Raw genomic sequence first — 23,514 nt, 5'->3', positions numbered from 1 at the left:
TCACCCACCCGGAGGCCACACCGTGAGTTTATTTGATAAAAAGCACCTGGTTGCTCAGGCGGACGCATTACCGGGACGTAACACCCCTATGCCTGTCGCGACTCTCCATGCCGTCAACGGCCACTCTATGACCAACGTTCCGGAAGGGATGGAAATTGCCCTGTTCGCAATGGGTTGTTTCTGGGGCGTGGAGCGCCTCTTCTGGCAACTGCCGGGCGTCTACAGCACCGCGGCAGGCTATACCGGGGGCTATACCCCGAACCCAACCTACCGCGAAGTCTGCTCCGGCCAGACCGGTCACGCCGAGGCGGTACGCGTAGTATATGATCCGAACGTCGTCAGCTACGAACAGCTGCTGCAGGTATTCTGGGAAAACCACGATCCTGCGCAGGGTATGCGTCAGGGCAATGACCACGGCACCCAGTACCGCTCGGCGATCTACCCGCTCACGCCGGAACAGGATGCCGCCGCCCGCGACAGTCTGGCGCGCTTCCAGCAGGCGATGCACGCCGCCGGTGACGATCGCCCGGTGACGACCGAAATCACCAACGCCTTACCGTTCTATTATGCGGAAGATGACCACCAGCAGTATCTGCATAAAAATCCGTACGGCTACTGCGGTATCGGTGGCATTGGTGTCTGCCTGCCGCCGCAGCTGGCATAACAGTAAGCCGGTTTTGCCTGTTGACGAGCAAAACCGGCTCAAAATGCGATCTCTGGCGACTTTACAGCCGTTTACGCTATACTACCCCTCGAAATAACCGGCCTACCGCTTCGGACCGGTGTTCAAAATATCTACACACCTGTATGACCAACTTCCCTCCGAGGATCTGGCGAGAAGCCGGATAAGATATGTTAAACAGTATTTTAGTAATACTTTGTCTCATCGCTGTCAGTGCATTTTTCTCTATTTCAGAAATCTCTCTGGCTGCATCCCGTAAAATTAAACTTAAACTGCTCGCCGATGATGGCGATCTCAATGCCCAACGCGTCCTGAAAATGCAAGAAAACCCGGGGATGTTCTTTACCGTGGTGCAAATCGGCCTCAATGCGGTCGCCATTCTTGGCGGTATTGTGGGTGATGCTGCATTCTCGCCCGCATTCCATAGCGTTTTCTCCCGATACTTCTCCCCTGAGCTTTCCGAGCAGCTGAGCTTCATTCTCTCCTTCTCGCTGGTGACTGGCCTGTTCATTCTCTTTGCCGATTTGACCCCGAAACGCATCGGTATGATTGCGCCAGAAGCTGTGGCTTTGCGCATCATCAACCCGATGCGCTTCTGTCTCTTCGTGTTCCGCCCGCTGGTGTGGTTCTTTAACGGCCTGGCCAATACCATTTTCCGTCTGTTTAAGCTGCCGATGGTGCGTAAAGATGACATCACCTCTGACGATGTCTACGCGGTATTCGAAGCCGGCGCGCTGGCGGGGGTACTGCGTAAGCAGGAGCATGAGCTGATCGAGAACGTGTTTGAGCTGGAATCCCGTACCGTGCCGTCATCCATGACCGGACGTGAGAACGTGATCTGGTTTGATCTGCACGAAGATGAGCAGAGCCTGAAGAAAAAGGTGGCGGAACATCCGCACTCCAAGTTCCTGGTCTGTAATGAAGATATCGATCACATCATCGGCTATGTCGACTCCAAAGATCTGCTGAACCGCGTGCTGGCGAACCAGAGCCTGACGCTGAACAGCGGGGTGCAGATCCGCAATACCCTGATTGTCCCGGACACCCTGACGCTCTCCGAAGCGCTGGAAAGTTTCAAAACCGCCGGGGAAGATTTCGCGGTGATCATGAACGAATATGCGCTGGTGGTGGGGATCATCACCCTGAACGATGTCATGACCACCCTGATGGGCGATCTGGTGGGTCAGGGTCTGGAAGAGCAGATTGTGGCGCGCGATGAGAACTCATGGCTGGTGGACGGCGGTACGCCTATCGACGACGTGATGCGCGTGCTGGACATCGACGAGTTCCCGCAGTCGGGCAACTACGAGACCATTGGCGGCTTTATGATGTTTATGCTGCGTAAAATCCCGAAACGCACCGACTCGGTGAAGTTCTCGGGATATAAGTTCGAGGTGGTGGATATCGACAACTACCGCATCGACCAGCTGCTGGTGACGCGCATCGACAACAAACCGACGGTGCTCGTGCCAAAAATGCCGGATGCTGAAGAGAACGCCTCGGCCTAAACCAGAAACATCAACGGCTCCCATCGGGAGCCGTTTCTTTTACTGCATAGCACGTTGGTTAAGCCATCTCAGTTTGCAGACGCATAACCTGACGGTTGACTTCGGACATCACAGAAAAGTGCTGTTTATCCTTCACTTTTGGGACAAGGATCTTGCCCTTATCAAACTCAAAAGCGCCAACGTCCTTGATATACAACCGTCCACGGAACAGGATTTTTACGTATTTAGCTACCTGAAGCGGATTGTAGCGTTGAAAAATTTTCATTCTATTATCTCCTGCGAATCATACGCTCTTGCGGCACCACAATCGGGCCGACCCTCTGGAGCGCAAATTTTGTTGCCCAATGACTATAGACGAGAAAAATGGTGATACCCAGTCTGCATAAGTTTATTTACCTTTTGATGACAAATAATCAGAATATTCTTTGCAATCGTAACTTTCGGGCAGTATAAGCCATCGTTTTTGTGCAGATATGTGCGTTCCCCCTCACTCTGGCACCGGGATTGCGGGTAAAGCGCCGCGATCGCACTTATGATTAAATCATCAGACCAAGTGGTCGGATCACCTGCTAATAAAACAAAAAGGAAAACACTATGATCTTACGTAACATCCTGGCAACTGCCTGCCTGATGCTGCCACTGATGGCTTCCGCACATAATTTTGAGAAGGGACAACGTGTGCCACCGGTGGGCATTGCCGACCGGGGAGAATTGATCCTCGACAATAATGAGTTTAGCTACAAAACCTGGAATAGCGCGCAGCTTCCTGGCAAAGTGCGAGTGGTGCTACATATTGCCGGTCGCACCTCGGCAAAAGAGAAAAACGCAACCCTGATTGAAGCGATCAAGTCGGCACATTTACCAAAAGATACTTATCAGACCACTACCATAGTAAACACCGATGATGCGATACCGGGGTCCGGCATGTTCGTGCGCAGCAGCCTGGAGAGTAATAAAAAGCTCTACCCATGGTCACAGTTCATCGTCGACAGCAACGGCGCGGCACGCGGCGCCTGGCAGCTGGAAGAAGAGAGCTCAGCCGTCGTCGTGCTGGACAAGCAAGGTAAAGTGCAGTGGGCGAAAGACGGGGCGCTGACCCAGGAGGAGGTGCAGCAGGTGGTCGCCCTGCTGCATAAGTTGGTCGGTCAGTAAAGCGAGACCCGGAAGCCTGGATTAAGGAAGGATTCCCGCGGGGTATAGTCGAGCGGCTTGCCCTGCCAGTCGTGAACATGGGCCCCCGCGGCGGCGGCAACGGCATGGCCTGCCGCCGTATCCCAGACGTTGGTTGGCCCAAAGCGGGGATAGAGCTGCGCCTGCCCTTCTGCCACCAGGCAGAACTTCAGCGATGACCCGATCGACGTTGTCTGGTGCTCACCCAGCTGATGCAGATACTCCTCAAGTTCGTTATCCGAGTGAGAGCGGCTGATCACCACCAGCGGTGGCCGGGCGTCACGCACCTGGATCGGGTTGCGCACGCCGCACTCCTCTTTCCACGCTTTGCCGTCGGCGGCGCTGTACATTACCTTCAGCACCGGGGCGTAGACCACCCCCAGCACTGCTTTGCCTTTATCAATCAGGGCAATATTTACCGTGAATTCACCGTTACGCTTGAGGAACTCTTTGGTGCCGTCCAGCGGATCAACCAGCCAGTAACGCTGCCAGTGCTGACGCTCCTCCCAGGGCTGGGGATCTTCTTCGGAAAGCACAGGGATATCGGGCGTTAACGCCTGCAAGCCTTTCAGGATCACCCCGTGCGCCGCGAGATCGGCTGCGGTCACCGGGGAGTCGTCGATTTTACGGATCGTGTCCATTGGGATCTTGCCATCGTAGACCTGCATAATGGCCTCGCCCGCTTCCCGTGCGAGCTGACAAATTTTATCTAACATTCTCCACCTCTTTGTTATCACAGTGGGTATAACTCTTTGTTTTATTTATATCGCATTGTGAATAAATCCGCTATCTGTGAAGCAATTCCGGTTTCAGGGCCCTTTTTTCTGGCAGGATTCACAATTCTGTAAGCAAAAAAATATAGATACATATTCTTTTGTGGCCTGGATCGAATAAAAGGACTCCTCTGATGATTAAGTTTAGCGCAACGCTCCTGGCGACGCTGATTGCGGCGAGCGTACAGGCAGCGACGGTTGATCTCCGCATTCTGGAAACCACCGACCTGCACAGCAATATGATGGACTTCGACTACTACAAAGACGCCCCGACGGAAAAATTTGGTCTGGTGCGTACCGCAAGCCTGATTAACGCAGCCCGTAGCGAAGTGAAAAACAGCGTCCTGGTCGATAACGGGGACTTAATTCAGGGTAGCCCGCTTGGGGATTACATGGCGGCGAAAGGTCTGAAAAAGGGTGATGTGCATCCGGTCTACAAGGCGCTGAACACCCTGGATTACGCGGTGGGTAACCTGGGTAACCATGAGTTTAACTACGGGCTGGACTATCTGCATATGGCGCTTTCAGGGGCCAAATTCCCGTACGTTAACGCCAATATCATCGACGTTAAGACCCAGAAGCCGCTGTTTACCCCTTATCTGATCAAAGAGACCACCGTGGTCGATCAGGACGGGAAACCGCAGACCCTGAAGATCGGTTATATCGGTTTTGTCCCGCCGCAGATCATGACCTGGGATAAGGCCAACCTGAGCGGCAAAGTGACGGTTAACGACATCACCGAAACCGCCCGCAAGTATGTGCCGGAGATGCGCGAGAAAGGCGCCGATCTGGTGGTGGTGGTAGCCCACTCCGGTCTCTCTGCCGACCCATACCAGGCGATGGCGGAAAACTCGGTCTACTACCTCAGCGAAGTCAAAGGGGTGGACGCCATTCTCTTCGGCCACGCCCATGCGGTCTTCCCGGGCAAAGATTTCGCCAGCATTAAAGGGGCAGACATTGCCAAAGGCACCCTGAACGGCGTGCCCGCGGTGATGCCGGGCATGTGGGGGGATCACCTTGGGGTGGTCGATCTGGTGCTGAATAATGACGGCGGTAAATGGCAGGTCACCCAGTCGAAAGCCGAAGCCCGCCCGATCTACGATCTTGCCGCCAAAAAAGCGCTGGTGGGCGAGGATAAAAAGATCGTCGAGGTGCTGAAGCACGATCACGACGCCACCCGCGAGTTTGTCAGCAAACCCATCGGCAAATCCGCCGACAACATGTACAGTTACCTGGCGCTGGTGCAGGACGATCCTACCGTGCAGGTGGTGAATATGGCGCAGAAAGCCTACGTGGAGCGCTATATTCAGGGCGATCCGGATCTGGCGAAACTGCCGGTCCTCTCCGCTGCGGCGCCGTTTAAAGTGGGTGGACGCAAGAACGATCCGGCCAGCTATGTTGAAGTCGAAAAAGGCCAGCTGACCTTCCGGAACGCCGCCGATCTCTATCTTTATCCCAATACCCTGGTGGTGGTCAAAGCCACGGGCCAGGAGGTGAAGGAGTGGCTGGAGTGCTCAGCGGGCCAGTTTAACCAGATCGACCCGACCAGCACCAAACCGCAGTCGCTGATTAACTGGGACGGTTTCCGCACCTATAACTTCGATGTGATCGACGGGGTGGAGTACCAGATTGATGTCTCCCAGCCGGCGAAATATGACGGCGAGTGTCAGGTGGTGAATGCCCAGGCCGAACGCATTAAAAACCTGACCTTTAACGGTAAGCCAATTGATCCGAAAGCGACCTTCCTGGTGGCGACCAACAACTACCGCGCTTACGGCGGTAAGTTTGCCGGGACCGGCGACAGCCATATCGCCTTCGCTTCACCGGATGAGAACCGTTCGGTGCTGGCAACGTGGATTGGCGAGCAGTCGAAGAAGAGCGGCGAAATCCATCCGGCAGCGGACAACAACTGGCGTCTGGCCCCTGTTCACAGCGATGTGAAGCTGGATATCCGCTTTGAGACCGCGCCAACGGAAAAAGCGGCGGCGTTTATCAAAGAGAAAGCGCAGTACCCGATACAGCAGGTCGCGACCGATGAGATTGGATTTGCGATTTATCAGTTAGATTTAAGCAGGTAAAAGCACGTTGCCGTTTCGTAGGCCGGGTAAGGCGCAGCCGCCACCCGGCAAGCAGACCGCACAATGCCCGGCGGCGCTGCGCTTGCCGGGCCTACAAAACCCGTAACCGCCACCCGGCATCAGGCCGCACGTTCATCCCGGTTACTCATCACCTGGGGCAAATTCAGCTCGATCCAGTCGGCCAGCGCCGCTACCTTTTCACTCACCTCTTCCCCCAATGGGGTCAGGCTGTACTCCACGTGCGGGGGCACTACCGGATACGACACACGATTGACAAAGCCATCCTGCTCCAGCGCCTGTAGCGACTGGGCCAGCATCTTCTCGCTCACCCCGCCCATCTTGCGGCGCAGATCGCTAAAGCGATGCGTCCCCTGACGTAACGCCACCAGGATCAGCACGCCCCAGCGGCTGGTCACATGCTTGAGTACATCCCGGGAGGGGCACTGCTCGGCAAAGAGATTGCCGTCGCGCATTTGCTCGCTGAGGGTTGGGTTTGCCATGAGATACTTACCTTTTTGTACGTACTTACTAAAAGTTAGTTTGAGTGATAGTGTGCCACAACATTCACCCGAGACGAAGGATATTCATCATGATCGCGATTACAGGCGCTACCGGCCAGCTTGGCCAACTCGTTATTGAACAGCTGCTGAAAACCGTTCCGGCCAGCCAGCTGGTCGCCATTGTACGTAACCCGGCGAAGGCCGAAGCGCTAAGCCGGCAGGGCGTGAGCGTGCGTCAGGCCGATTATACCGACCAGGCTGCTTTCACCGCTGCACTCGCGGGCGTGGATAAACTGCTGCTGATCTCCTCCAGCGAAGTGGGCCAGCGCGCGCCGCAGCATCAGAATGTGATTAACGCGGCGAAGGCGGCGGGCGTGAAATTTATCGCCTACACCAGCCTGCTGCATGCCGACACCTCCCCGCTGGGCCTGCATGTGGAGCACGTTGCCACCGAAAAAGCGCTGGCAGAATCCGGTATTCCTTATGCCCTGCTGCGTAACGGCTGGTACACCGAAAACTACCTCGCCAGCGCCCCGCCTGCGCTGGAACACGGCGTGTTTATTGGTGCGGCCGGTGAAGGCAAAATCGCCTCCGCCACCCGCGCCGACTATGCCACCGCTGCGGCCCGCGTTATCAGCGAAGAGGGTCATGCCGGTAAAGTTTATGAGCTGGCAGGCGACCAGGCGTGGACATTAAGCGAGCTTGCTGCCGAGCTGAGTCGCCAGAGCGGTAAAAACGTGGTCTATCAGAACCTGAGCGAAGCCGATTTTGCCGCCGCGCTGAAGGGAGTGGGTCTACCGGCAGGTCTGGCGGAGATGCTGGCGGACTCCGATATTGGTGCCTCGAAAGGCGGTCTGTTTGATGACAGCCGCACCCTGAGCGCCCTGCTGGGCCGCCCGACCACCACGCTTGCGGAGAGCGTGAAGCACATCCTGTAATTGTTAAAACATGGTTAATTAGTGTGGCATCCCTGCGGGTCATCTCTGATAATGACATTCTGACCCGCGAGGAGGCTCACCGTGCAAGGCGTACCTGAACAGTTTTTCGATGAGAGAGACAGCGCGCGCTTTCGCCATCTGGCGCAGGTGCCGGGCGTGGAGCTGTATCATGCCCATATCTCCCGCTACGCCTTTGAACCCCACACTCACGAGGCCTTCGGCATCGGTGCCATAGAAGCCGGTGCCGAACGCTTCCGCTATCGCGGCACGCAGTACGTCGCCCCCGTTCACTCCGTCGTCACGATGAATCCCGACGAGCTGCACACCGGCGAGGCCGAAACCGCCGACGGCTGGCGCTACCGGATGATCTATCTCGAGCCGGATCTGCTGGAGGAGGTGACAGGCATCCGCCACTGGTGGTTCAGCGACGTCACCCGCCACGATCCCCGCCGTTCGCAGCAGATCTGTCAGCTGATCTACGGCCTGTGGCACACCGACGATCCGCTGGCGCAAAAGGGCCTGCTGCTGGATCTGATTGATACCTTCCAGCCGCTGGCGCGTCATGCGCCGGTCGCAAAAGAAGGGGCGCATCGCTTCGAGCGCGTGCGCGACTATCTGCATGACAACTACATGCACTCTCTGACCCTCGATGAGCTGGCGCAGGTGGTGTCGCTCAGCCCGTACCATTTCCAGCGCCAGTTCAAAGCCCATTTTCACGTCACACCGCATCAGATGCTGATGGCGATCCGCCTGTGGCGCGCCAAAGCCTTTCTCACCCAGGGGCTCCCGGCGGCAGAGGTGGCCGCCGCGACGGGCCTGACCGATCAGTCGCACCTGACCCGGGCGTTTACCCGTCGCTATGGCATTACCCCGGTGCGCTACCAGAAACAGGTAACGCAGCGCTAATGCGCAATCTCATACAATACCGCCCTCTGTTGCCTTTCTACACTGCTAGCAGGTTCAGAGCAGAGGAAGGGAAAAATGATTAGCGGCGTGTTGTATGCCCTGCTTGCAGGGTTAATGTGGGGACTGATTTTTGTCGGGCCGCTGATCGTCCCGGAATACCCGGCGGCGCTACAGTCGATGGGGCGCTATCTGGCGCTTGGGCTGATCGCCCTGCCGATCGCCTGGCTCGGCCGGGCACGGTTACGCCAGCTGAAAGGCCGGGACTGGCTCACCGCCCTGTCGCTGACGATGATGGGCAACCTGATCTATTACGTCTGCCTGGCAAGCGCGATCCAGCGTACCGGGGCCCCGGTGTCGACCATGATCATCGGCACGCTGCCGGTGGTGATCCCGGTGTTCGCCAACCTGCTCTACAGCCAGCGCGATGGTAAGCTGGCGTGGTCGAAGATGCTCCCGGGGCTGTTTGCCATTGCGCTGGGGCTGGTGTGCGTGAATATCGCCGAGCTGCGTCACGGCGTGGCCGGAGGCAGTGGCTGGCGCTATGTTTCGGGGATCCTGCTGGCGTCGGTGTCGGTGGTCTGCTGGGCATGGTACGCCCTGCGTAACGCCCGCTGGCTGCGGGAAAACCCCGACAAACATCCGATGATGTGGGCTACCGCCCAGGCGCTGGTGACACTGCCGGTCTCGTTACTGGGCTACCTTGCCGCCTGCGCATGGCTGAACGTGCAACAGCCGGACTTTGCCCTGCCACTGGGGCCACGCCCGTGGGTCTTTCTCGGGCTGATGCTGGCGATTGCCGTCTGCTGCTCGTGGGTGGGCGCCCTGTGCTGGAACGTCGCCAGCCAGAAATTACCGACGGTGATCTTAGGGCCGCTGATTGTCTTCGAAACCCTGGCCGGTCTGCTCTATACCTTCCTGATGCGCCAGAGCCTGCCGCCGCTGTTAACCAGCACGGGAATTGTGTTGCTGGTGGTGGGGGTGGTGATTGCGGTGAGTGCGAAACCGGAAAAACCGAGGGTAATTCCGGTTTCACAGCCGTGAAAAAGCCCGGCGGCGTTGCGCTTGCCGGGCCTACAAAGTCATGCGTTTCGTAGGCCGGGTAAGCGTTAGCGCCACCCGGCCTCTGTCAGAAGGTTTCCCAGTTGGCGTCGGTCGTCGCCTGTACCGGTTTGGCTTTTGCAGCATAGGTTTTCACCGGCGCAGCCTTAGCCACCGGGCCCTTCGCAATCTTAAATACCGCCACCGCCTCGTTCAGGCGTGCCGCCTGCTCTTCCAGCGCTGCCGCCGCCGCCGCAGACTCCTCCACCAGCGAGGCGTTCTGTTGGGTCACGCGATCCATCTCGGCAACCGCCTGGCCGACCTGATCGATACCCCGGCTTTGCTCATCTGAGGCGGACGCAATTTCGCCCATAATGTCGGTGACGCGGGTTACGGCGCTGACGATCTCTGCCATCGTCTCCCCGGCCTCATTGACCAGCGCAGAACCGGCGCTGACCCGGGCACCCGAGTCGTCAATCAGCCCTTTGATCTCTTTCGCCGCCTGGGCGCTACGCTGGGCCAGGGTGCGTACTTCCCCTGCCACCACCGCAAATCCGCGTCCCTGCTCCCCGGCACGCGCCGCTTCTACCGCCGCGTTCAGCGCCAGGATGTTGGTCTGGAAGGCGATGCCGTCAATCACGTTGGTGATCTGGGCGATTTTGCTGGAACTGTTGGCGATTTCGTCCATGGTGCGCACCACCCCTTCCACCACGTTTCCGCCTTTTTTCGCGGTGCTTGAGGCATCCAGCGCCAGGCGTGACGCCTGACGGGCGTTATCGGCGTTCTGCTTCACGGTGGCGGTCAGCTGTTCCATACTGGCGGCGGTCTCTTCCAGCGAGGCCGCCTGCTGCTCGGTACGGGAAGAGAGGTCGTTGCTGCCTGCGGAGATTTCGCCCGCGCCGGTATAAATGGTGTCGGAGCCCTCGCGCACCACACCTACGGTGTTCGCCAGCGCCTTCTGCATCTCGTGAACGTTATAGGCCAGCATCGCCATTTCGTTTTTGCCCTGAACGTCAACAGGCTGTGTCAGGTCACCCGCGGCGATAGCGCGAATATGATCGATGACCTCCTGCAGCGGCAGCAGCAGCACACGGCGCATGGCGATCCAACTGGAGACAATCACGGCGATCACCAGAAGCATCATCCCTGAAAGGATCCACAGGATGCGTTTGTAGTCGCTTTCGTTATCTTCGATGCCTTTATCGGTAAGGGCTGCCTGAGCCTGGCGCCATTCACGATAGACTTTCTGCATTGCGGTCTGCTTCTGTTCGGCGTTCTGCTTAAACATATCTTCGAGGTTGCCCTGGGAGAGCAGAAGGTTCATCTGGGTCAGGGTGGCCGAGTAGATGCGGTACTGCTCTTCCAGCTGGCTGGAGAGTTTTTCATCCAGGCCCGGCGTTTCCGGCAGCGCGTAGTATTTGTCGTAATGGGACTGGGCGTCTGCCAGCAGGTTTTTTGCCGTGTTGACCAGCTCATTCAACTGCCCGCCGTTAATCTGCGAAGCCACGCTGCTTTGCAGGCGCAGCATGCCGCGGTTGAGGGTGACGCGCGCCTGGTTAAGGCTGATCCACGCGTCAGTGAACTCGGCCACATTCTGGCTGGAGACCTGGGAAACGGTGAAGTTCTCTTTGTCGTTATTAAGCGCGTTGATGAAAATGCCGGCGGAGATCAGTTGCATGATCCCGAGCGCCAGCAGCACCGAAATCAGAAGGGTTATCACTTTTATACGTTTAAACATGCGTTGCCTTTTTTATATGCAGGTATTGTCTGACCTGTATCTATCGGCAGGCGCAGCGGGTTGTTTACCGTCTCTGTGCCTTTAAAAAGTTTCGAAACCCGTTTTTTAAATCCATTCATAGAGTTAAATCGGCATTTTTTTGTGATCTGTATCGCTTTTTTAACCCTGCCTATAAAGGGTTATAGCTTCGCCTAAAAGATGCATTTAAAATACATCTTATCAAATAACGATGAGGTAACGACCATGGCCTTCCGCGACCAACCTTTAGGCGAGCTGGCGCTCTCCATCCCACGCGCTTCGGCGCTGTTTCGTAAATACGATATGGATTACTGCTGCGGCGGTAAACAAACCCTGGCGCGTGCCGCGTCGCGTAAGGAACTGGATCTGGACCTCATCGAAGCAGAACTGGCGAAGCTGGCCGAGCAGCCGCTGGAAAAAGACTGGCGCAGCGTGGCGCTGGCCGAAATCATCGATCACATCATCGTGCGCTTTCACGATCGCCACCGCGAACAGCTGCCGGAGCTGATCCTGCAGGCCACCAAAGTTGAGCGCGTTCATGCCGAAAAAGCCTCTGTACCGCGCGGCCTGGCGAAAAACCTGACCCTGCTGCACGAGGAGCTCTCCAGCCACATGATGAAAGAGGAGCAGATCCTGTTCCCGATGATCAAACAGGGAATGGGCAGCCAGGCGATGGGGCCGATTAGCGTGATGGAAAGCGAGCACGACGACGCCGGTGAGCTGGTTGAAGTGATCAAGCACATCACCCATAACGTGACCCCACCTGCGGATGCCTGCACCACCTGGCGCGCGATGTACAATGGCATTAACGAGATGATCGACGACCTGATGGAGCACATCAGTCTGGAGAATAACGTGCTGTTCCCTCGGGCGCTGGCCGGGGAATAAAAAAGCCCGGTAGCGTTAGCGCTTACCGGGCTTACAAAAGCAACGAACCGTAGGCCGGGTAAGGCGCAGCCGCCACCCGGCACAACACAATTAACGCATGCCAGCCATACGTTTTTTACCGATAAACAGCCAGCCCAGCCCCAGCGCGATAAACCACAGCGGCGTGACCATCAGCGCCTGACGGGTATCCTCTTCCAGCGTCAGCAGTACCAGCACAAACACGAAGAAGGCCATGCAGACCCAGCACATCAGCTTGCCCCACGGCATCTTATAGATAGATTTTTCATGCAGGTGCGGACGCTGTTTGCGGTACACCAGGTACGAGCAGAGGATGATGGTCCAGACGAACATGAACAGGATCGCCGAAACCGTGGTGATCATGGTGAACGCGCCAATCACGCTTGGGTTCACGTAGAGCATCACCACGCCGCCCAGCAGACAGATACAGGAGAAGGTCAGCCCTTTCGCCGGTACCGCACGTTTAGAGAGCTTCGCGAATGCGCTCGGTGCCACCCCTTCCTGCGCCAGACCAAACAGCATACGGCTGGTGGAGAACACGCCGCTGTTGGCAGACGAGGCCGCAGAGGTCAGCACCACGAAGTTAATCAGGCTTGCCGCCGCCGGTAAACCGACCAGCACAAACAGCTCAACGAACGGGCTCTTGCTGGGTACCACGGAGCTCCACGGCGTCACTGACATAATCACGATCAGCGCGAAGACGTAGAACATGATGATACGAATCGGAATAGAGTTGATCGCGCGCGGCAGCGATTTCTCCGGGTCTTTGGTTTCGGCGGCGGTGGTGCCCACCAGCTCAATCCCCACAAAGGCGAAGACCGCAATCTGGAAGCCGGCAAAGAATCCGCTCAGCCCTTTCGGGAACCAGCCCCCGTCATTCCACAGATGGGTGAACGAGGCCTGCACGCCGCTCGGAGAGGTAAAGTGGGTCATGATCATCACCAGGCCGACCACAATCAGGCCGACAATGGCGACGATTTTGATCATCGCGAACCAGAACTCCATCTCACCGAACATTTTTACGGTGGCGAGGTTAAGGGTCAGCAGCAGGATAATCACCGCCAGCGAGGCCACCCAGTCCGACAGGCCCGGGAACCAGAACTGCGCGTAAGCCGTAATGGCGACGACGTCGGCCATCCCGGTCACCACCCAGCAGAACCAGTAGGTCCAGCCGGTGAAGTAGCCCGCCCACGGCCCGAGAAGGTCGGAGGCAAAGTCGCTAAAGGATTTGTATTCGAGATTCGAGAGCAGCAGCTCGCCCATTGCCCGCATCACGAAAAAGAGCATAAAGCCGATGATCATATAGACAAAAATGATCGACGGCCCGGCAAGACTGATGGTTTTGCCTGACCCCATAAACAGCCCGGTACCGATAGCGCCGCCGATGGCGATAAGCTGAATATGACGGTTTGTGAGATTTCGCCGTAGCGATTGTTCAGACGGTGCCTCTTCGTCGGCAACGACTTTTACCTGATCTACCATGTGATGTTTTCCTGTTGTTACTGCCTGTGTTGTTTAGGCTCTTCTGGCCCTTTATTACGTCGAAAAGCGACGGCCCGGTTAAGGACTCATCGATATTAGGTAAGAATCGGCGGGATGAATACTTTGATTTAAATATTATGTTAACAATATGTTGAAACTGAGTGACGTATCACTTAAGCCACGCAAAACAGCTCACAAAAATACACTTACTGTGACCTTTTGCAAGATAATCTGTTGATTAGGGCGTAACTATAGGTTTTTAAACTAATTTCCTCTCCCCTGGTGGGGAGAGGAAGAGGAGAGGTCGCTTACAGGATTTCCAGCAGCTCAACTTCAAAGACCAGTGTGCTGAATGGCGGAATAGAGGCGCCAGCGCCACGCTCGCCGTAGGCCAGGTTCTGTGGGATAGTCAGCTCCCATTTAGAACCAACCGGCATCAGGGTCAGGGCTTCGATCCAGCCTGGGATCACGCCGTTTACCGGGAATTCTGCCGGTTCGCCGCGGGCAACAGAGCTGTCGAATACGGTGCCGTCAATCAGTTTACCGGTGTAGTGCACGCGAACGTGGTCGGTACGCGCCGGGATTGGACCTTCGCCCTGGGTGATAACGCGGAACTGCAGACCGGTTTCGGTGCTGTTCACGCCTTCGCGCTCACGGTTCTCTTCAAGGAATTTCTCGCCTGCCGCAGCCATCTCTTCGAAACGGGCACGACGCACAGCGTCTGCACGTTCGTGGATTTCACGCAGCGCGCGGTGAACCACATCTACCGGAACCGCTGGCTGTTTACCTTCCAGCGCATCGGCGATACCCGCCACCAGCGCTTCAGGTAACAGACCCTGCAGACCTGATTCGCTCAGCTGCTGTCCTACCTGCAAACCAATGCCGTAGCTTGCCTGCGCTTCGATTGTGTCAAAAGTCGGGGTGGTCATGGGATTTCCTTCCATCACATTTAAAGTAGCGGGCAGCATAACAGCCACCTTCCATCCGGTAAAACTTTGTCTTATGGAAAGATGACAAATTACGACGAAACGGAAACAATAGAGGCTATCTGGATTTTTCCCGAATGCGTGTCACGGAAGCTGGCTTTGTTACGCTCATCAGGCAGTTAGCAAACTATACTTCTTGGGACAGGAAAAAAGACGCGGAGCAGGAGGAGAGCCATGCCCGGGCCATTTGAACTAAAACCTACCCTGACGAAAATCTGGCATGCGCCAGATAACTTTCGCATCATGGACCCGCTGCCGCCGCTGCACCGCAGAGGCATTATTATCGGTGCGCTGATGGTGATTGTCGGTTTTCTGCTGCCAGGCGGCGCGGACGACAGCGCCACAGCGCCCGTGCGTCGTGATGCCGAACTGGATTTCCGTTCGCAGACGCAGCCGCAGCCAGATTCACAGCCGATGCAAACGCAGCTGGTGTCACCCTCTAACGATCCCGGCCAGGTCGCGCCTGTTGAGCCGGAGCCGATTCAGGAAGAGCAGCCCCAGGAGCAGGCCGCCGCGCCGGTACAATCCCAGCAATCCCCTCCCGGTATTGAACAGCAGTGGCGTTCCTACCGTGTAGAGTCGGGCAAAACGATGGCGCAGCTGTTCCGCGATCACAACCTGCCGCCGACCGACGTCTATGCCATGGCGCAGGTTGAGGGACCAGGCAAGCCGTTAAGCAACCTGCAAAACGGCCAGATGGTGCAGATCCGCCAGAATGCGAGCGGCGTGGTGACAGGGCTGACCATTGACAGCGGCAACGGCCAGCAGGTGCTGTTTACCCGACAGTCTGACGGCAGCTTCATCCGCGCCAGATAGCAGTTCGCCCGGTGGCGTAACGCTTACCGGGCCTGCTTTTCACTGACTTTGTTAACCCACCAGATCCCCGAGCAGACCAGCACCAGCGCCACAACGTATTTGATCTCCAGGATATTTTCGCCGAGGAAAATGGCCGAAAGGACGGTTCCGGCCACCGGTACTAAGAAGTTGAACGGGGCGATCATACTGACGCGGTTATATTTCAGTAGCAAACTCCACAGTGCAAACGCCACCGAGGAGAGCAGAGTCAGGTAGCCCAGGATGGCCGCCGCTTTGACGCTGGGAACGGCCAGCGTTCCGCCGGTGATATAGCCTCCCACCACCAGCATCACCCCACCTATCGCCAGCTGCCAGCCCGTCATCACCATCGGATCCACCGTCTGAGAGATGCGTTTACCGTACAACGTGGCGGCAGAGAGAATAAACGCCGCCAGCACCACAAAACCATCCCCGTTCCAGACGAAGTGGAAGTCCTGCAAACCGCTGTTAAAGTTCACGATCATCACCCCGGCAAACCCGAGAATACAACCGAGGGCTTTGTTGTAGCTGATCTTGTCGTTCTGATAGATAAAGTGCGCCAGCATAACGCTGAAGAAGGTAGCGGTCGCGTTCATGATCGACCCTTTGGCGCCCGTTGTGTATGCCAGACCAATATAAAAGAACGTGTACTGGATTGTGGTCTGCGTCAGGCCCAGTATCGTCAGTTGCCCGAACTGGCGCGGGCTGAGCCGACCAATCGGCTTGCGCTGGGCCAAAGCGAGCAGCAGCAATAGCAGGCCAGCAAAAACAAAGCGATACCCCGCAAAGACTACTTTCGATGGAATATCGTTGGTGGCGATATGAAAGAGTTCGTAGCCACTCTTGATCGCGGGATAGGAGCTACCCCATAGCAGACAGCACAGCGTAGCGCTGGCGAACACAATGTTTTTACGGGAGAAAAGCGGTGCAGGCAGAGCGGTATCCATGAAAAATCCCAAAGATAAAATAGTGTTTCATTTTATTATCAGGGAATGCGCAAGGAATAGCCACCATACAAGTCACAAAGAAGGGAACAGGACGCGTTAAAAAGCAAAACGCCGGCACAAGGCCGGCGCTTCGACGTGGTGAGAGTAATTACTTACTCAGCAACAACGTTAACAACCAGTTTCGCGAAGACTTCGCTGTGAACCTGGAAGTCCACTTCGTGCTCACCGGTGGTACGCAGAACGCCGTTCGGCAGACGAACTTCGCTCTTAGCAACGTCAACGCCAGCTGCAGTTACAGCGTCAGCGATGTCGCGAGTACCGATGGAACCGAACAGTTTACCTTCGTCGCCAGATTTAGACGCGATGGTAACGGTGCCCAGTGCGTTGATTTTCTCAGCGCGAGCGTTAGCAGCCGCCAGAACGTCAGCCAGTTTGGCTTCCAGTTCAGCACGACGTGCTTCGAAAAACTCTACGTTTTTCTTGGTAGCAGGAACAGCTTTACCCTGTGGAACCAGGAAGTTACGAGCGTAGCCCGCTTTAACGTTTACCTGATCACCCAGGCTGCCCAGGTTTGCTACTTTATCAAGCAGAATAACTTGCATTACCTTATCCTCTTAAAGTCGTATTAATGGACCGTGCCCGATTACTGATGACGATCAGTGTACGGCAGCAGAGACAGGTAGCGAGCGCGTTTGATAGCGCGAGCCAGCTGACGCTGGTATTTTGCACGAGTACCGGTGATACGGCTTGGGACAATCTTACCGCTTTCGGTGATGTAGTTTTTCAGCGTTGCGATATCTTTATAGTCGATCTCTTGAACGCCTTCCGCGGTGAAACGGCAGAACTTGCGACGACGGAAATAACGTGCCATTTGGCTAGTCTCCAGAATCTATCAAATCAATCTGCTCGGCATGCAGAACAAGTTTGCTCAGGCCGTTCTTTGCCTTGTGGCAAGAGATGAACCCCTGAACCGTTACTGCGCTACCGACCGTTATACTGTGAGTAATGGCCTGGTTTTCGTGACCGCTAATAATAACGGGCATTTGGCACCACGCCTGCCGGTTAAACCCGGCTTCCTCCTGCACTGAACGATGCTCAAGCACGAACTGGCAGTGAGGAATTCCTGATGGGCTGACCTTGCGAAGTGGGGTCCTGCACACGGTACCGGACAACACCAGACGGTTGGTCATCAGAAATTACTCTTCAGAATCCCCAGCATCAGAATCATCTGCGGTTTCGTTTGCGAAATCATCGCGACGCTCACGGCGCTCGTCTTTCGCTTTAACCATCGGAGATGCTTCGGTCACTGCGTTTTTGGTACGCATAACCATGCTGCGGATAACGGCATCGTTGAAGCGGAAGTTAGTTTCCAGCTCATCGATCGCTTCCTGCGGAGCTTCAACGTTCATCAGAACGTAGTGAGCTTTGTGCAGTTTGTTGATCGGATAAGCCAGCTGACGACGGCCCCAGTCTTCCAGACGGTGGATCGTGCCTTCTGCTGCAGTGATTGCACCAGTGTAGCGCTCGATCATACCCGGAACCTGTTCGCTCTGGTCAGGATGGACCATAAAAACGATTTCGTAATGACGCATCGAATTGCTCCTTACGGATTATTCAGCCTCCTGTCTGGGTCAGCCGAGGCCCGGGGAGGCAAGGAACGTGTTAAAGGTCGGCTGAAAAATTGACGCGTCATAATACTTGCGCACCCTTCGAAACTCAAGCTGATTGCGCAAATAATTCGCACAAAGCGCAAAGCGGGTCTAAGTGGGTGATTTACCATTACTCACGGGCGATCGCGGCGATTTTTTGAACAACTGCATCAGAAATGGTCGCCATAGCCTGCGAGATTCGTGCTTACACTTTAATCAGACCCTGTCTCTGGACAAAAGACAGCCGTGAATATCGTCGCACCGTAGTTAGTCGTGGAGCGCATATCATGAAAAAATCCACCCTTGCCGTTCTGGCTGCGCTTTTGCTGAGTGCAAACGCGACAGCAGCCATTCAGGTTGATGGCCGACAGGCCAGAAATATGGATGATGTACAAAGTCTGGGCGTCATTTATATCAACCATAACTTCGCCACGGAAAGTGAAGCGACTGAAGCCATTAATGCAGAAGCCGATGCGCGGGATGCCCGCTACTATCACGTCATGCTCACCCGTGAACCGGGCAGCAACGGCAATATGCACGTCAGCGCAGATATCTATCGGTAACGCTTTGACGCTAGCACCAGGAAAGCCAACAACGAAAAAATTTTCATAGTCTTATTAGCCCCCTGCCCGGGGGCTTTTTTTATTTTTGCCCGTAATAAGCATTCGGGCCATGTTTACGCATAAAGTGCTTGTCCATCAGATAGCTGTCTATAGGTTTCAGGCATGGATTAATACCGCGCGCAATCCACGCCATTCTCGCCACCTCTTCCATTACCACGGCATTGTGCACGGCATCATGGGCATCTTTACCCCAGGCGAAGGGGCCATGTTGATAGACCACAATTCCCGGCGTGTGCAGCGGTTCGCCGTCACCCAGCGTTTCAATAATCACTTTGCCGGTATTGAGCTCGTACTCGCCGAGCACCTCCTCTTCGGTGAGTGCGCGCGTGCAGGGGATATCGCCAAAGAAATAGTCTGCATGGGTGGTGCCGAGCGCGGGGATCGCCAACCCAGCCTGCGCCCAGGCGGTCGCATGGGTCGAGTGGGTATGCACTACCCCGCCAAGAGAGGGATAACGCCGGTAGAGCGCCAGGTGGGTCGCGGTATCAGACGAAGGTCGCCATTGCCCTTCGACGACCTTTCCGTCAAGATCCACGACGACCATATCTTCCACGCGCATGGTCTCGTAGGCCACCCCGCTGGGTTTGATCGCCACCAGACCGCGCTGACGGTCAATGGCGCTGACGTTTCCCCAGGTAAAGGTCACCAGACCGTAACGCGGCAAATCCATGTTTGCCTCGAATACCTGCTGTTTAAGCTGCTGCATGATCTTCCTCCCCAAGCCCGGCTCGCGCCATACGCTCAAGTACCCAGTCACGCGCCTGCACCACTTCGCGCTCGGGATCGTCCGACGTTTCACTCCACATCTCGATCAGGTAAGGCCCACAATAGCCACTCTGTTTTAACGTCTGGAAACAGCGTTCAAAATCGACGACTCCGCTGCCAAACGGTACGTTTTTGAAGACGCCGGGACGGGTATCTTTCACATGTACCGCCACGATATGTCCGATGCCGGCCTGCAGCTCCATCTGCACGTCGTTATCCCACGCAGAGAGATTGCCGATGTCGGGATAGAGCTGGAACCACGGATTATTCAGGTAATGGGCATAACCCAATGCCTTGCTGATGGAGTTCATCAGCGGGTAATCCATGATCTCCATCGCCAGGGTGACCTGCGCGCGACTGGCCATTTCAACGCTCTCTTTCAGGCCATCACGGAAACGACGGCGCGTCTCATCATTGGCTTCCTGATAGTAAACGTCGTAACCGGCAAGCTGGATTACGCGAATCCCGACATCCTGCGCAAAGCGAATTGCTTTACGCATGATCTCAAGGCCCTGCGCCCGCACCGCGTCATCTTCACTGCCGAGCGGAAAACGACGGTGGGCGCTCAGGCACATCGAGGGAACTCTTACGCCAGTTTCGGCGACGGCGTCCACCAGCGCCAGACGCTGCTCGCGGCTCCAGTCGAGTCGGGAGAGACGCGCATCCGTCTCATCCACCGACATTTCAACGAAATCGAATCCCAGCCGTTTCGCCAGCCGCAGCCGCTCAAGCCAGCACTCCCCGGTGGGGAGCGCCTTTTCATAGATGCCAAGCGGAACCTGTTTGCTTAACATAACCGCTCCTTATCCCCACAGCTGGGCGATGGAACGTTTAAACTGACGCGCCGCTTCCACCGGCGAGGCGGCATCGCGAATGCTGCGACCGGCGATAAAGACGTGGATAGGAATGCCGGCAAACAGCGGCAAATCTTCGAGCGCCAGCCCGCCCGTCACCGTAACCTTAAAGCCCATATCCGCCAGGCGTTTAACGGCGCTGATATCCGCCTCGCCCCACGCGACCCCCGCGGCCTGCGCATCGCGGCTGCGGTGATAGACCACCTGCTGAATACCCGCAGCGCGCCACGCTTCTGCCTGCTCCCAGGTCCAGAAGCCCGTGAGTTCGATCTGCACGTCACCGTTAAATTCTTTCGCGACTTCCAGCGCGCCTTTCGCGGTGTTGATATCTGCGCAGCAGATGACCGTCACCCAGTCGGCATTGGCTTCGAAACACATCCGCGACAGGATTTTGCCCGCATCGGCAATTTTGGCATCGGCCAGCACAATCTTATGCGGATAGAGGGCTTTCAGATCGCGGACGGCACGGACCCCCTCCCCGACGCACAGAATGGTGCCCACTTCGATAATGTCCACCTCTTCCGCAATCAGACGCGTGGTTTCGTAAGCGTGGGCCAGAGTCTGGTTATCCAGCGCAACCTGCAACATTGGTAATGACATGTTCAACTCCCTCTTAAGCTGCCGCCGCAGTGGCATTGTCGATTAAATCCAGCACGTCCTGCGCGGTACGGCAGGCGCGTAAACGGTCAAAATTGGCTTCATCTTCAAACAGGTTGACGATCTGCATAATGCCCACCTCCTGGTGGGTATTGGCATCAACGGCCGCCATGGTGATCAGGATGTCCACCGGATCGTTATCTTCGTGGTTAAACACCAGCGGCGTTTTCAGGGTGACCAGGGCGAAACCCGTTTTTTTGACCCCCTCTTCCGGGCGACCATGCGGCATCGCCAGCCCTGGCGCAATCACAAAATAGGGCCCGAACTGCTCAACGCCATCAAGAATGGCCTGGTAATAACGCGGCTCAACGACATCCGCCTTAACCAGCAAATCAACGCCCAGCTTTACCGCCTCCTGCCAGGTATTGGCCTCGGCCTGGAGAAGGATGGAATTATTCTCCGCCAGCGAATCACGTAGTTTCATATGCCTCTCCTTACTTCACATCTTGCGGAAAGTGCTCTTTGATCACTTCCAGCAGTTTTGGGCCGAAGTCTGCAGGCGACAGCATGTTGCGTACACCCACCACATATTTATTGCCTGCGACGCTAATCTCACCGGCGATGTGGGTAGAGGCGATGATGATGTCCGCGCCGTTCAGTTCACTTTTGTATTCACCCACCGCGCAGCTGTTTACCGTGTGGTCAATGTTTGACTGGGTTAAAAACTGGTCCACTTTCATCTTCATGATCATGGAGCTCCCTTGCCCATTGCCACACACAGCCAGGATACGTACGGTCATAATCAAAACTCCTTAGTGAGCAGTAACTTCTGCTGTTTGTTTTTCCGCATCTTCTTCCGCCCGCAGCGTACGGCCAGCGAAGAACATATAAGCCAGTGCAATCAGAATGATGACGCCCATAAAAATAAGACCGACAGAGGCGAAGCCCTGCATCATTGGCGGCGCCAGGATTGACCAGTCCGCCATGCCCATCCAGGCGCTCATACCGGTCAGTTTGACCGCCCACACGCAGCCGAAGATTTCAACCATGCCCATCACCAGGCAGATCTTGAGCGCCGCGCGCCAGCCGCCAAAGTGGTTAGCGAACACGCCGATAGTGGCGTTGGAGAAGAACATCGGGATAAAGCCAGGAATGATCAGGATGGAGGAGCCGCAGCCCACCAGGATGCCCACCGCAATCAGTTGGCCGATGGTGCCCCACATAAAGCCCCAGACGACGGCGTTCGGCGCGAAGCTATAAATTGCCGCGCAGTCAATTGCCAGTACGGCGCCAGGGATCAGGCGTTGAGAAATACCGTTGAAGGCCTCAGACAGTTCAGCCACGAACATGCGTACGCCCTGGGTGATGATGAAAATCGCTACCGCGAAGGAGAAGCCGGTTTGCAGGATATAGATAGACCAGTGCGTTTTACCGGCCATCGCCTGCACCGTATCAATACCGAATGAGAGCAGGATCGCGCCGAAGAAAATGGTCATCACGATGGCGGTAGAGACAATATTGTCGTGGAAGATATTCAGCCAGCCGGGCAGCTTCAGATCTTCTACGCTCTCCTCTTTTTTCCCCAGATACGGGGCGACTTTATAGGCAATCCATGAGGCAAACTGCTGCTGATGGCCGATAGAGAAACCGCAGCCGTCGGTCACTTCCTGCGTCGGCTTGTACATCATATTGGAGGTGATGCCCCAATAGAGCGAGACCAGGATCGCCGTGCAGATAATGGTGGTCCACATCGGGTAGCCGAAGATATAGAGGGAAACCGCAATCAATCCGGCCTGCTGGAACATGATGTGGCCGGTGAGCATGATGGTGCGGATGCCGGTAATCCGACGCAGCAGAACGTAAATGATGTTCAGCGCCAGTGCGAGCAGGACGGCGTATCCCACCCAGCTATAGGCATCTCCCATACGTTCGATAGTGGCCATCATTGAGGCGTAGGTGTCTGATATAGCGCCGTTGATGCCATACACTTCCGACATTTTGGCGACAACGGGTTTAAAGGTGCTGGTTAAAATGCCTGAACCCGCCTGAAGCAGCATAAAACCGATGATGGTTTTAATGGTGCCTTTGATTATCACGCTCACGCTTTTACGCAGCAGGATATAACCCAGACACGTCACAATACCCAACAGCAGCGGGGCGTTGGTCATGACCTGATTAAAAAAGACGGTAAAGACGCTGTAGAGGATCTCCATAACACTCTCCGGTAAAGGCGGTACGATGCCTAGTGTTCGTACAACAGGCCTCCACTCTAGTAATCACAAATAATCACCACAAGATTGAATTTGATTATTTGTGACGTATCACGCAAATTATTTCCACCCTAAGTGCGATGTCTTTATCCGCACCTATGCGATATCAATAAAAAATATTTATTTCAATAAGTTAACAAAGACAAAGCATAAAAATCACGTATAGGATTTTTAATGAGAGCAGCTTTAGATTGCCGTAACGCTCGCAAATCGCCATTGCAATGCTGATTCATTGGTGCCAATATCAATCAA

27 protein-coding genes are annotated in these 23,514 nt (G+C 55.8%); 10 read left to right on the top strand and 17 right to left on the bottom strand.

Going from position 1 to position 23,514, the window contains the following annotated elements:
- The first annotated feature begins 22 nt into the window (after positions 1–22).
- Together msrA and GNG26_RS02035 are read left to right on the top strand one after the other, a co-directional pair.
- Complete coding sequence (gene msrA / locus GNG26_RS02040) at positions 23–664, top strand: peptide-methionine (S)-S-oxide reductase MsrA (RefSeq protein WP_103178003.1); 642 nt, start codon at positions 23–25, stop codon at positions 662–664.
- 188 nt (positions 665–852) lie between these two features.
- Entirely contained in the window at positions 853–2,190 is a 1,338-nt protein-coding gene (locus tag GNG26_RS02035; RefSeq protein ID WP_103178002.1) for a hemolysin family protein, read from the top strand.
- A gap of 58 nt (positions 2,191–2,248) precedes the next feature.
- Here GNG26_RS02035 and GNG26_RS02030 read toward each other — a convergent pair whose 3' ends face one another.
- A complete protein-coding gene (locus GNG26_RS02030) occupies positions 2,249–2,455 on the bottom strand; it encodes a DUF1107 domain-containing protein (protein ID WP_032616223.1) in 207 nt (68 codons plus the stop codon).
- Between the two features lie 329 nt (positions 2,456–2,784).
- Between GNG26_RS02030 and GNG26_RS02025 the strand changes: the two genes are divergently transcribed.
- Complete coding sequence (locus GNG26_RS02025; protein WP_156237616.1) at positions 2,785–3,342, top strand: YtfJ family protein; 558 nt, start codon at positions 2,785–2,787, stop codon at positions 3,340–3,342.
- On the opposite strand, the gene cysQ is transcribed toward GNG26_RS02025, so the two are convergent.
- Positions 3,336–4,076: a 3'(2'),5'-bisphosphate nucleotidase CysQ gene (cysQ, locus tag GNG26_RS02020; RefSeq protein ID WP_114316070.1), complete on the bottom strand. Its 741-nt coding sequence runs from the start codon at positions 4,074–4,076 to the stop codon at positions 3,336–3,338. The two genes, GNG26_RS02025 and cysQ, sit on opposite strands and share 7 nt — an antisense overlap.
- A gap of 191 nt (positions 4,077–4,267) precedes the next feature.
- Between cysQ and GNG26_RS02015 the strand changes: the two genes are divergently transcribed.
- Positions 4,268–6,211, top strand: a complete 1,944-nt coding sequence (locus GNG26_RS02015) for a bifunctional 2',3'-cyclic-nucleotide 2'-phosphodiesterase/3'-nucleotidase (protein WP_156237615.1) — start codon at positions 4,268–4,270, stop codon at positions 6,209–6,211.
- Positions 6,212–6,330: 119 nt separating this feature from the next.
- Here GNG26_RS02015 and GNG26_RS02010 read toward each other — a convergent pair whose 3' ends face one another.
- Positions 6,331–6,711, bottom strand: coding sequence for a helix-turn-helix domain-containing protein (locus tag GNG26_RS02010; RefSeq protein ID WP_180210222.1), 381 nt, complete (start codon positions 6,709–6,711; stop codon positions 6,331–6,333).
- 89 nt (positions 6,712–6,800) lie between these two features.
- On the opposite strand from GNG26_RS02010, the gene GNG26_RS02005 reads away from it, so the two are divergent.
- The 3 genes from GNG26_RS02005 (at position 6,801) to GNG26_RS01995 (ending at position 9,596) form a co-directional block, all read left to right on the top strand.
- The gene (locus GNG26_RS02005) at positions 6,801–7,649 is read left to right on the top strand and encodes an SDR family oxidoreductase (protein ID WP_156237611.1); all 849 of its coding nucleotides are present in this window, start codon (positions 6,801–6,803) and stop codon (positions 7,647–7,649) included.
- Positions 7,650–7,730: 81 nt separating this feature from the next.
- Positions 7,731–8,555, top strand: coding sequence for an AraC family transcriptional regulator (locus GNG26_RS02000; protein ID WP_103177996.1), 825 nt, complete (start codon positions 7,731–7,733; stop codon positions 8,553–8,555).
- 75 nt (positions 8,556–8,630) lie between these two features.
- Positions 8,631–9,596 (top strand): DMT family transporter, encoded by a 966-nt coding sequence (locus GNG26_RS01995; protein WP_114388097.1) that lies wholly within the window; start codon positions 8,631–8,633, stop codon positions 9,594–9,596.
- Positions 9,597–9,681: 85 nt separating this feature from the next.
- Here GNG26_RS01995 and GNG26_RS01990 read toward each other — a convergent pair whose 3' ends face one another.
- Positions 9,682–11,331 carry a methyl-accepting chemotaxis protein gene (locus GNG26_RS01990; RefSeq protein ID WP_103823016.1) on the bottom strand — a complete coding sequence of 550 codons (1,650 nt, stop codon included), beginning with the start codon at positions 11,329–11,331 and terminating at the stop codon, positions 9,682–9,684.
- Positions 11,332–11,574: 243 nt separating this feature from the next.
- Between GNG26_RS01990 and ytfE the strand changes: the two genes are divergently transcribed.
- A complete protein-coding gene (gene ytfE / locus GNG26_RS01985; RefSeq protein WP_103823313.1) occupies positions 11,575–12,237 on the top strand; it encodes an iron-sulfur cluster repair protein YtfE in 663 nt (220 codons plus the stop codon).
- Positions 12,238–12,327: 90 nt separating this feature from the next.
- On the opposite strand, the gene cycA is transcribed toward ytfE, so the two are convergent.
- Positions 12,328–13,737: a D-serine/D-alanine/glycine transporter gene (gene cycA, locus GNG26_RS01980; protein ID WP_156237609.1), complete on the bottom strand. Its 1,410-nt coding sequence runs from the start codon at positions 13,735–13,737 to the stop codon at positions 12,328–12,330.
- A gap of 308 nt (positions 13,738–14,045) precedes the next feature.
- Positions 14,046–14,666, bottom strand: coding sequence for an FKBP-type peptidyl-prolyl cis-trans isomerase (fklB, locus tag GNG26_RS01975; RefSeq protein WP_168191996.1), 621 nt, complete (start codon positions 14,664–14,666; stop codon positions 14,046–14,048).
- Positions 14,667–14,897: 231 nt separating this feature from the next.
- Here fklB and GNG26_RS01970 point away from each other — a divergent pair, with 231 nt between their 5' ends.
- Positions 14,898–15,539, top strand: a complete 642-nt coding sequence (locus tag GNG26_RS01970) for an OapA family protein (RefSeq protein WP_114316074.1) — start codon at positions 14,898–14,900, stop codon at positions 15,537–15,539.
- Positions 15,540–15,562: 23 nt separating this feature from the next.
- Here the strand turns inward: GNG26_RS01970 and GNG26_RS01965 are convergent, their stop codons facing one another.
- The 5 genes from GNG26_RS01965 to rpsF all read right to left on the bottom strand — a co-directional run bounded on the left by GNG26_RS01965 (position 15,563) and on the right by rpsF (position 18,096).
- The gene (locus tag GNG26_RS01965; protein ID WP_103823013.1) at positions 15,563–16,504 is read right to left on the bottom strand and encodes a DMT family transporter; all 942 of its coding nucleotides are present in this window, start codon (positions 16,502–16,504) and stop codon (positions 15,563–15,565) included.
- Positions 16,505–16,656: 152 nt separating this feature from the next.
- The gene (rplI, locus tag GNG26_RS01960) at positions 16,657–17,106 is read right to left on the bottom strand and encodes a 50S ribosomal protein L9 (protein WP_103177988.1); all 450 of its coding nucleotides are present in this window, start codon (positions 17,104–17,106) and stop codon (positions 16,657–16,659) included.
- Positions 17,107–17,147: 41 nt separating this feature from the next.
- Positions 17,148–17,375: a 30S ribosomal protein S18 gene (gene rpsR / locus GNG26_RS01955; protein WP_000135199.1), complete on the bottom strand. Its 228-nt coding sequence runs from the start codon at positions 17,373–17,375 to the stop codon at positions 17,148–17,150.
- A gap of 4 nt (positions 17,376–17,379) precedes the next feature.
- A complete protein-coding gene (gene priB / locus GNG26_RS01950) occupies positions 17,380–17,694 on the bottom strand; it encodes a primosomal replication protein N (protein WP_103177987.1) in 315 nt (104 codons plus the stop codon).
- Between the two features lie 6 nt (positions 17,695–17,700).
- Positions 17,701–18,096 (bottom strand): 30S ribosomal protein S6, encoded by a 396-nt coding sequence (rpsF, locus tag GNG26_RS01945; RefSeq protein ID WP_103177986.1) that lies wholly within the window; start codon positions 18,094–18,096, stop codon positions 17,701–17,703.
- A gap of 344 nt (positions 18,097–18,440) precedes the next feature.
- Here rpsF and yjfY point away from each other — a divergent pair, with 344 nt between their 5' ends.
- Positions 18,441–18,716 (top strand): DUF1471 family protein YjfY, encoded by a 276-nt coding sequence (gene yjfY / locus GNG26_RS01940; protein ID WP_156237607.1) that lies wholly within the window; start codon positions 18,441–18,443, stop codon positions 18,714–18,716.
- Positions 18,717–18,795: 79 nt separating this feature from the next.
- On the opposite strand, the gene GNG26_RS01935 is transcribed toward yjfY, so the two are convergent.
- From GNG26_RS01935 to ulaA, 6 genes are read right to left on the bottom strand one after another with little or no spacing between them, the layout of a single operon-like run.
- On the bottom strand, positions 18,796–19,482 hold the full coding sequence (locus tag GNG26_RS01935; RefSeq protein ID WP_156237605.1) for an L-ribulose-5-phosphate 4-epimerase: 687 nt from the start codon (positions 19,480–19,482) through the stop codon (positions 18,796–18,798).
- The gene (locus GNG26_RS01930; protein WP_103823010.1) at positions 19,469–20,335 is read right to left on the bottom strand and encodes an L-ribulose-5-phosphate 3-epimerase; all 867 of its coding nucleotides are present in this window, start codon (positions 20,333–20,335) and stop codon (positions 19,469–19,471) included. The genes GNG26_RS01935 and GNG26_RS01930 overlap by 14 nt, the downstream gene beginning before the upstream one ends.
- 9 nt (positions 20,336–20,344) lie before the next feature.
- Entirely contained in the window at positions 20,345–20,995 is a 651-nt protein-coding gene (locus tag GNG26_RS01925; protein ID WP_103177982.1) for a 3-keto-L-gulonate-6-phosphate decarboxylase UlaD, read from the bottom strand.
- Positions 20,996–21,008: 13 nt separating this feature from the next.
- Positions 21,009–21,476: a PTS ascorbate transporter subunit IIA gene (ulaC, locus tag GNG26_RS01920; RefSeq protein ID WP_103823008.1), complete on the bottom strand. Its 468-nt coding sequence runs from the start codon at positions 21,474–21,476 to the stop codon at positions 21,009–21,011.
- Between the two features lie 10 nt (positions 21,477–21,486).
- On the bottom strand, positions 21,487–21,792 hold the full coding sequence (gene ulaB, locus GNG26_RS01915; protein WP_156237603.1) for a PTS ascorbate transporter subunit IIB: 306 nt from the start codon (positions 21,790–21,792) through the stop codon (positions 21,487–21,489).
- Between the two features lie 12 nt (positions 21,793–21,804).
- Positions 21,805–23,205: a PTS ascorbate transporter subunit IIC gene (gene ulaA, locus GNG26_RS01910; RefSeq protein WP_156237601.1), complete on the bottom strand. Its 1,401-nt coding sequence runs from the start codon at positions 23,203–23,205 to the stop codon at positions 21,805–21,807.
- Positions 23,206–23,514: the final 309 nt, after the last annotated feature.

The sequence above is a fragment of the Leclercia sp. J807 genome (genome assembly GCF_009734465.1).
Taxonomy (GTDB): domain Bacteria; phylum Pseudomonadota; class Gammaproteobacteria; order Enterobacterales; family Enterobacteriaceae; genus Enterobacter.
This window is presented reverse-complemented; position numbering and strand designations above follow the sequence as displayed.

Bases quoted from the DNA above. Each gene is read 5' to 3' on its own strand.
- GNG26_RS02035 (WP_103178002.1), top strand. From the start codon at position 853: ATGTTAAACAGTATTTTAGTAATACTTTGTCTCATCGCTGTCAGTGCA.
- GNG26_RS02030 (WP_032616223.1), bottom strand. From the start codon at position 2,455: ATGAAAATTTTTCAACGCTACAATCCGCTTCAGGTAGCTAAATACGTA.
- GNG26_RS02025 (WP_156237616.1), top strand. From the start codon at position 2,785: ATGATCTTACGTAACATCCTGGCAACTGCCTGCCTGATGCTGCCACTG.
- cysQ (WP_114316070.1), bottom strand. From the start codon at position 4,076: ATGTTAGATAAAATTTGTCAGCTCGCACGGGAAGCGGGCGAGGCCATT.
- GNG26_RS02015 (WP_156237615.1), top strand. From the start codon at position 4,268: ATGATTAAGTTTAGCGCAACGCTCCTGGCGACGCTGATTGCGGCGAGC.
- GNG26_RS02010 (WP_180210222.1), bottom strand. From the start codon at position 6,711: ATGGCAAACCCAACCCTCAGCGAGCAAATGCGCGACGGCAATCTCTTT.
- GNG26_RS02005 (WP_156237611.1), top strand. From the start codon at position 6,801: ATGATCGCGATTACAGGCGCTACCGGCCAGCTTGGCCAACTCGTTATT.
- GNG26_RS01995 (WP_114388097.1), top strand. From the start codon at position 8,631: ATGATTAGCGGCGTGTTGTATGCCCTGCTTGCAGGGTTAATGTGGGGA.
- GNG26_RS01990 (WP_103823016.1), bottom strand. From the start codon at position 11,331: ATGTTTAAACGTATAAAAGTGATAACCCTTCTGATTTCGGTGCTGCTG.
- ytfE (WP_103823313.1), top strand. From the start codon at position 11,575: ATGGCCTTCCGCGACCAACCTTTAGGCGAGCTGGCGCTCTCCATCCCA.
- cycA (WP_156237609.1), bottom strand. From the start codon at position 13,737: ATGGTAGATCAGGTAAAAGTCGTTGCCGACGAAGAGGCACCGTCTGAA.
- fklB (WP_168191996.1), bottom strand. From the start codon at position 14,666: ATGACCACCCCGACTTTTGACACAATCGAAGCGCAGGCAAGCTACGGC.
- GNG26_RS01970 (WP_114316074.1), top strand. From the start codon at position 14,898: ATGCCCGGGCCATTTGAACTAAAACCTACCCTGACGAAAATCTGGCAT.
- GNG26_RS01965 (WP_103823013.1), bottom strand. From the start codon at position 16,504: ATGGATACCGCTCTGCCTGCACCGCTTTTCTCCCGTAAAAACATTGTG.
- rplI (WP_103177988.1), bottom strand. From the start codon at position 17,106: ATGCAAGTTATTCTGCTTGATAAAGTAGCAAACCTGGGCAGCCTGGGT.
- rpsR (WP_000135199.1), bottom strand. From the start codon at position 17,375: ATGGCACGTTATTTCCGTCGTCGCAAGTTCTGCCGTTTCACCGCGGAA.
- priB (WP_103177987.1), bottom strand. From the start codon at position 17,694: ATGACCAACCGTCTGGTGTTGTCCGGTACCGTGTGCAGGACCCCACTT.
- rpsF (WP_103177986.1), bottom strand. From the start codon at position 18,096: ATGCGTCATTACGAAATCGTTTTTATGGTCCATCCTGACCAGAGCGAA.
- yjfY (WP_156237607.1), top strand. From the start codon at position 18,441: ATGAAAAAATCCACCCTTGCCGTTCTGGCTGCGCTTTTGCTGAGTGCA.
- GNG26_RS01935 (WP_156237605.1), bottom strand. From the start codon at position 19,482: ATGCAGCAGCTTAAACAGCAGGTATTCGAGGCAAACATGGATTTGCCG.
- GNG26_RS01930 (WP_103823010.1), bottom strand. From the start codon at position 20,335: ATGTTAAGCAAACAGGTTCCGCTTGGCATCTATGAAAAGGCGCTCCCC.
- GNG26_RS01925 (WP_103177982.1), bottom strand. From the start codon at position 20,995: ATGTCATTACCAATGTTGCAGGTTGCGCTGGATAACCAGACTCTGGCC.
- ulaC (WP_103823008.1), bottom strand. From the start codon at position 21,476: ATGAAACTACGTGATTCGCTGGCGGAGAATAATTCCATCCTTCTCCAG.
- ulaB (WP_156237603.1), bottom strand. From the start codon at position 21,792: ATGACCGTACGTATCCTGGCTGTGTGTGGCAATGGGCAAGGGAGCTCC.
- ulaA (WP_156237601.1), bottom strand. From the start codon at position 23,205: ATGGAGATCCTCTACAGCGTCTTTACCGTCTTTTTTAATCAGGTCATG.